The organism is Pseudomonas sp. dw_612, assembly GCF_018449725.1.
In the GTDB taxonomy this organism is placed as follows: domain Bacteria; phylum Pseudomonadota; class Gammaproteobacteria; order Pseudomonadales; family Pseudomonadaceae; genus Aquipseudomonas.
Window position 1 is genome coordinate 109,035 of the sequence record NZ_JAAVVC010000004.1, and the last position, 5,460, is coordinate 114,494.

A 5,460-nucleotide genomic window follows, 5' to 3' on the forward strand; every position below is an offset into this window, starting at 1 on the left:
ATGCCAACGAATCGTCAGCACGCGACTTATAAACTTTAGAAAGGTAAGCGTTAGCGGATTAAATCACGCCAGCAACTTGAGCAGTGCTTTTGCAACTGCCTCGGAACTTGCCGGATTCTGCCCGGTGACCAACAGACCGTCTTCGACAATAAACGACGCCCAGTCACTGCCCTTTTCATACCGGGCGCCGAGTGCCTTGAATTCGTCTTCGATGAGAAACGGCACCACTTCAGTCAGACCGACGCCGGCCTCTTCCGAATTGGTGAAACCGGTGACGCGGCGGTTCTTGATCAGCGGTTCACCGCTGGCAGCCTTGACGTGACGCAGCGCGCCCGGCGCATGGCATACGAAGCCGATGGGTTTGCCGGCGCGCTCAAAGGCTTCGATCAACGCAATCGAAGTGCTCGATTCCGCCAGATCCCACAGCGGACCGTGACCACCTGGGTAAAACACCGTGTCGAAATCCGCCTGCGAAACCGAATCCAGGGTTACGGTAGACGCCAAGGCCTGCTGCGCCGCCGGGTCGGCCTTGAAGCGCTCGGTGTATTCGGTCTGGAACTCGGACTGATCACTTTTCGGGTCCAGCGGTGGTTGCCCGCCGGCCGGCGACGCCAGCACCACTTGAGCACCCGCGTCGGTAAACGCGTAGTACGGCGCGGCGAACTCTTCGAGCCAGAAACCGGTTTTCTTGCCGGTGTTGCCCAGTTGATCGTGGGAGGTCAATACCATTAATACTTTCATGTCTGCTTCCTCGGAGGGTGTGGGTATCAGTGTTTGTCAGCGCATCCCAACAACGTTCGCGTCATCAGCATGGCTTCATCGAATGCAACGGTTGTAAGGGTTATCTTTGCCATGACACTCGCCCCCAGCCACAACGCGTACAAGCGCAGCGCCATGCACTCGGGAGCTTCATCAATCGTCAGTGATCCATCTTTAATGCCGCGATCCAGCGCGGCCGCCAGCACGTTGATGATCTGCGACGTGCCGCGATCCAGGGCGAGCCGCATGGGTTCGGAAAGATCCGCCACCTCGGCCCCGAGTTTGACGGCCAGGCACTTGCCGGCATCTGTTTGCTGGGTCTGGTTGTCGACCCAGCACTGCCAATACCGCAATAACTTCTGGTGTTCCGACGCATTCGGCTCCTGAAAAATCTGCCGCACTTCGTTCAAATAACTTTCAAAAAAGTTATCCAGCAGTGCCACACCGAACGCATCTTTTGAACCAAAGTAATGATAAAACGAGCCTTTGGGAACATCGGCGGCCTGAAGCACTTCATTCAAACCCACTGCAGTAAAACCTTTATGACTCACAATCAGTTGTGCGGTATCAAGAATATGCTGCCTTACACTGTTACTGACGTTCATCTTCATATCCAACTGTCTGAGTAGACCAGTCGTCTAGCTCGTTGAGTTGAATGTTAGGAGCCGGGTAAAAGTTGCACAATGTCAAATCCGCAAGGATTTCGGACATGGCCGTCACGATGTCAGTTGCCGTTTGCCGGACCAACCCCGACAATCACCGACTTGTCGCCCCCTGGAGAGATGGAATGCACAGCGTTGCACTGGTGGTTTATCCAAACTTTCAACCGCTGAGCCTGTCCGTAGGCTCGGTATTCGAATGTGCAAACCTGCTGCACGATGAACCGGCCTACGAATTTCATCTCGTGTCGGAAACCGGCGGCGCCGTCATGTCCTCCCAGGGCTTTTCGGTGAACAGTACGCCGATCCGTGCTGAGGGTTACGACACCCTGATTGTCAGCGGCTACCTTGAATTCCAGTTGCCGGACACCAGCCTGCTCGAATTCGTCAGGGCCGCCTCCGCGCAATCGCGGCGGGTGGTCTCGCTGTGCACCGGCATCTTTGTGCTGGCTGAAGCCGGTTTACTGACTGGCAAACGCGCCACCACGCACTGGCTTCACGCGCCGGCCTTCCAGAAGCGCTACCCGGACATTCGCCTTGAGGAAAACAAGCTGTTCGTGGTGGACGGCCAGGTGTGGACAGGCGCGGGAATGAGCGCCGCGCTGGACTTGACGCTGGCCATGGTCGAGAACGATTTGGGCAGCGACCTGGCGCGGCGGATCTCGCGCAAACTGGTGATCTATCAGCGCCGTGGCAGCGAACAATCTCAACTGTCTGCACTGCTGGAACTGGACCCCAAGTCTGATCGCGTGCAGTTGGCGATGGCCTACGCACGGGAGAATCTGACCGATGATCTGTCTGTCGAAGCGCTCGCCGCCGTGGCGCGACTCAGCCCTCGCCAGTTCAGTCGTTTGTTCAGAGAAGAAACCGGGAAAACACCCGCCAAGGCCATCGAAAGCCTGCGGGTGGAAGCGGCGCGGATCATGATGGAAACCGGCCGCCATCCCATTGAAGTCATCGCCAGGGCGACCGGATTCGGCGATCGCGAACGCATGCGTCAGGCGTTTTTGCGGGCCTTCGGACAAGCACCACAGGCGATGCAAACCGCGCTGTTCAACGCCGGGTAAAGCACCTCGCGGTTGTTTCACCTTTGCATTGATCTTTGCAGGCGCCCCGCGTAAAAAAGCCTGTCCCTTATCGATTGCGCAAGGAGCATTGGATGCTGGCGTTACACACCGAGCTGCTGTATTTCCGGACCATGGTCGAGTCTGACTGGCCACTGTTTCTCAGGCTGCATTCCGAACCCCAGACCATGCAATTCGTGTTCGGCGAGATTGCCGAGGAACAGATTCGCAAAGGCTTCGATCACCGGCTTCCAGAGTGGACGCCGCAGTCTGATCATTGGTTATGCCTGGTGGTGATCGACAAGGCCAGCGAGCAGGAACTGGGGGTCAGCGGCTTTCGCATTCTGTCGCCGGGTCACGCTGAAGTCGGCACCCTGCTGCTGCCGGAATTTCAGGGTAAGGGCTTCGGCACCGAGTCCCGGCGCGCGATCATCGACTATGCCATCGCCATCGGTCTCGACTCCCTGGAGTCGACCGTCACCGATGGCAACATTGCTTCGTGCAAGGTTTTGGAAAAATGCGGTTTCGTGTTTGACCGCCGCGTGCCCCAGGCCTATCAGATTGGTGATCAATGGTTTGACGACTTGATCTATCAGCGCCGGCTCACCTGATGAGTCAACGCCCGAGCACCGTGGCCTCCCTGCGTGCCCTTCCCCATCCGACCCGTTGGCTGTTGTTCGGGATCGGGTTGGCCCGCGTCGCTTCTTTCATGATCTGGCCATTCATTGCCGTGGCGATGAACAAGCGCTTCGGTACGCCGATCACCGAGATTGGCGCGCAACTGGCCCTCGGTGCGTTGATATCGATTGCCTTGTCACCGCTCAGCGGCCTGCTGGGTGATCGCTTCAACTCGCGCAACTTGATGCTGTTCGGCTGCGCGCTGTGTGCCAGTTGTTACCTGCTGATGGGCCTGCTGCCGGGGCAAACCAGCTACTTCGTGGCGATCATCGGCATGGCGTTGTCCCAGAGCATTCTCGAGCCGCTGCTGCGTATGCTGTTGAGTGACACGGCGGTCGATGATGCCCAGCGCACGTTCCTGTTCCATATCCGTTATTACGTGGTCAATTGCGCGGCGGCGACCGGCCCGTTGATCGGCCTGTGGTTTGCCAACCACCAGAGCGATGGCGTGTTTGCGATTGCCGTGTGCGTCTACGCGGTGCTGACGCTGACCATTCTCAATGCTGCCCGCGCACAGTTGCGCAACCCGCACCTGACGAAAACCGCTTCCCCACCACTGCGGGAGATTTTCCGCGCCATCCTCGGCAGCAAGTTGTTCCTGTCGATCATCGTCGCCAATTTTTTCCTGGTGCTGGTCTACGCGCAAATCGATGAACCGCTGACCTTCTACCTGCTGCAATTGAGCGTCGACGACATCAACCACATCATCGCCATGATGAGTTTCACCAACGCCGCCGTGGTGCTGGTGGTGCACCTGTTCCTGATGAGTTGGCTGATCGCGCTGGCCGACAAGACCGCCTACCTGATGGCGCTGGGTTGCCTGATGGTCGCGCACGCGATCATTGCGTTGAATACCGGAGCGTGGTGGGCCGGCTGGCTGTCCGCGGTGGTCTTCGCCACGTTTGCCGAGATCATTGTGATGCCGCTGTTCGGGACCCTCATCGATCGCCTCGCGCCACCGGGCATGCGCGGCAGTTTTATCGGCATCTCGATGCTGGCGGGGTTGGGTTCGGCCTTGGCGCCGTTGCTGGGCGCGGTGGTGATTGCCCATTTTGGTGGTGCGGTGTTGTTCTGGGGGTTGGCGCTGGCCTGTATTCCGATCGGGTTGTTGGGGTATCGGGTGTTGCGGGTTGGTCAGCCTGAGGTCGTGCCAGCCACCTCCACGGTGTGAAATTTGCCCCTTGTGGGAGCGGGCTTGCTCGCGAAGGCGGTGTGCCAGACGCTATTAATGTCGACTGATACACCGCCTTCGCGAGCAAGCCCGCTCCCACAGGGGATTGTGTGGTTTTCAAGACTTGGGTTGTTTGCCCAGGATGGTCACGCGTTCGCCGTAGCGCGAGTGCGGAAAATAGTCCCAGACCGCGTGATGCTGGGTGCAGCGGTTGTCCCAGAACACCAGGGTGTTGGGCGCCCAGCGCACGCGGCAGCTGAGGATCGGTTCCCGTGCGATCAGATCGAACAGCATGTTCAACAGCATCTGACTCTCGCCGCCGGACAACTGGACGATGTGCGAGGTAAACCCGGAATTGACGAACAGCGTCTTGCGCCCGGTTTCCGGGTGGCGAACCACCACCGGGTGTTCGGTCTTGGGCAGATTGGCCGGTGGCGTGAAGCCTTTCCACGGAATCTCGCCATCATGGATCGCGGTCAATTCGCCCAGGAACTGCTGCAGCGTCGGCGACAGCATTTCAATCGCCAGGTGCATGTTGGCGAACAGCGTATCGCCGCCCGTGCCGATGGCCGGGGTTTCCTTGACATACAGCATCGAGCCCATGGACGGTTCCAGGTCCGCCGTGCCGTCGGTGTGCCAGGTTTCCCCGGCGACGAACCGTGATTGCGCGTTGGCGCGGATCACCACCAGTTCCGGGTCATCGCCATCGATGTCCTCCACCGGCAGCGCCCGCAGTTCACCGAACAATCGGCCGAAGGCTTTGTGCTGATCCACGGTCAGGTGCTGGTCGCGGAACACCAGGACATGATTCTCCAGGAAGGCCCGGCGCACCTCGGCGAGCTGTTCTTCGCTCAACGGTTGCGACAGGTCGACCCCGCTGACCTCGGCGCCGATGATCGGTGTCAGACGATCCACCGTGATGCTGTTGTAGGGTGCCCGGGATTGCCCGGCGATGCGCTCGATAGCCTTCAATGCCAATTGATCCATGTTCCCTCACCTTATTATTTGTATGTCCGATCACCAAACCCTGTGGGAGCGAGCTTGCTCGCGATAGCGTCAGTCCAGCCAATACTTAAGTTGAATGCATGACCGCTATCGCGAGCAAGCTCGCTCCCACAGGGGGCTGTGT

At 58.9% G+C, this 5,460-nt stretch carries 6 protein-coding genes; 3 read left to right on the forward strand and 3 right to left on the reverse strand.

Translation table 11 applies throughout. The annotated features are described in order from the left end of the window. Positions 1-63: 63 nt before the first annotated feature. Positions 64-741 carry a type 1 glutamine amidotransferase domain-containing protein gene (locus HB680_RS08320; RefSeq protein WP_213938029.1) on the reverse strand — a complete coding sequence of 226 codons (678 nt, stop codon included), beginning with the start codon at positions 739-741 and terminating at the stop codon, positions 64-66. A 26-nt stretch (positions 742-767) separates the two neighbouring features. Then, on the reverse strand, positions 768-1,364 hold the full coding sequence (locus HB680_RS08325; RefSeq protein WP_213938030.1) for a TetR/AcrR family transcriptional regulator: 597 nt from the start codon (positions 1,362-1,364) through the stop codon (positions 768-770). A 182-nt stretch (positions 1,365-1,546) separates the two neighbouring features. Between HB680_RS08325 and HB680_RS08330 the strand changes: the two genes are divergently transcribed. From HB680_RS08330 to HB680_RS08340, 3 genes are all read left to right on the forward strand, one after another. Continuing rightward, a complete protein-coding gene (locus tag HB680_RS08330) occupies positions 1,547-2,485 on the forward strand; it encodes a GlxA family transcriptional regulator (RefSeq protein WP_213938031.1) in 939 nt (312 codons plus the stop codon). 92 nt (positions 2,486-2,577) lie between these two features. After that, entirely contained in the window at positions 2,578-3,093 is a 516-nt protein-coding gene (locus tag HB680_RS08335; RefSeq protein ID WP_213938032.1) for a GNAT family N-acetyltransferase, read from the forward strand. Next, positions 3,093-4,331: an MFS transporter gene (locus HB680_RS08340; protein WP_213938033.1), complete on the forward strand. Its 1,239-nt coding sequence runs from the start codon at positions 3,093-3,095 to the stop codon at positions 4,329-4,331. Before HB680_RS08335 ends, HB680_RS08340 begins: the two co-directional genes overlap by 1 nt. 117 nt (positions 4,332-4,448) lie before the next feature. Here HB680_RS08340 and HB680_RS08345 read toward each other — a convergent pair whose 3' ends face one another. Then, the gene (locus HB680_RS08345) at positions 4,449-5,318 is read right to left on the reverse strand and encodes a TauD/TfdA family dioxygenase (RefSeq protein ID WP_213938034.1); all 870 of its coding nucleotides are present in this window, start codon (positions 5,316-5,318) and stop codon (positions 4,449-4,451) included. Positions 5,319-5,460: the final 142 nt, after the last annotated feature.

What these genes read in the sequence shown, in the direction of transcription:
- HB680_RS08340 (WP_213938033.1), top strand. Translation starts at nt 3,093, where the DNA reads ATGAGTCAACGCCCGAGCACCGTGGCCTCCCTGCGTGCCCTTCCCCAT.
- HB680_RS08320 (WP_213938029.1), bottom strand. Translation starts at nt 741, where the DNA reads ATGAAAGTATTAATGGTATTGACCTCCCACGATCAACTGGGCAACACC.
- HB680_RS08335 (WP_213938032.1), top strand. Translation starts at nt 2,578, where the DNA reads ATGCTGGCGTTACACACCGAGCTGCTGTATTTCCGGACCATGGTCGAG.
- HB680_RS08325 (WP_213938030.1), bottom strand. Translation starts at nt 1,364, where the DNA reads ATGAACGTCAGTAACAGTGTAAGGCAGCATATTCTTGATACCGCACAA.
- HB680_RS08345 (WP_213938034.1), bottom strand. Translation starts at nt 5,318, where the DNA reads ATGGATCAATTGGCATTGAAGGCTATCGAGCGCATCGCCGGGCAATCC.
- HB680_RS08330 (WP_213938031.1), top strand. Translation starts at nt 1,547, where the DNA reads ATGCACAGCGTTGCACTGGTGGTTTATCCAAACTTTCAACCGCTGAGC.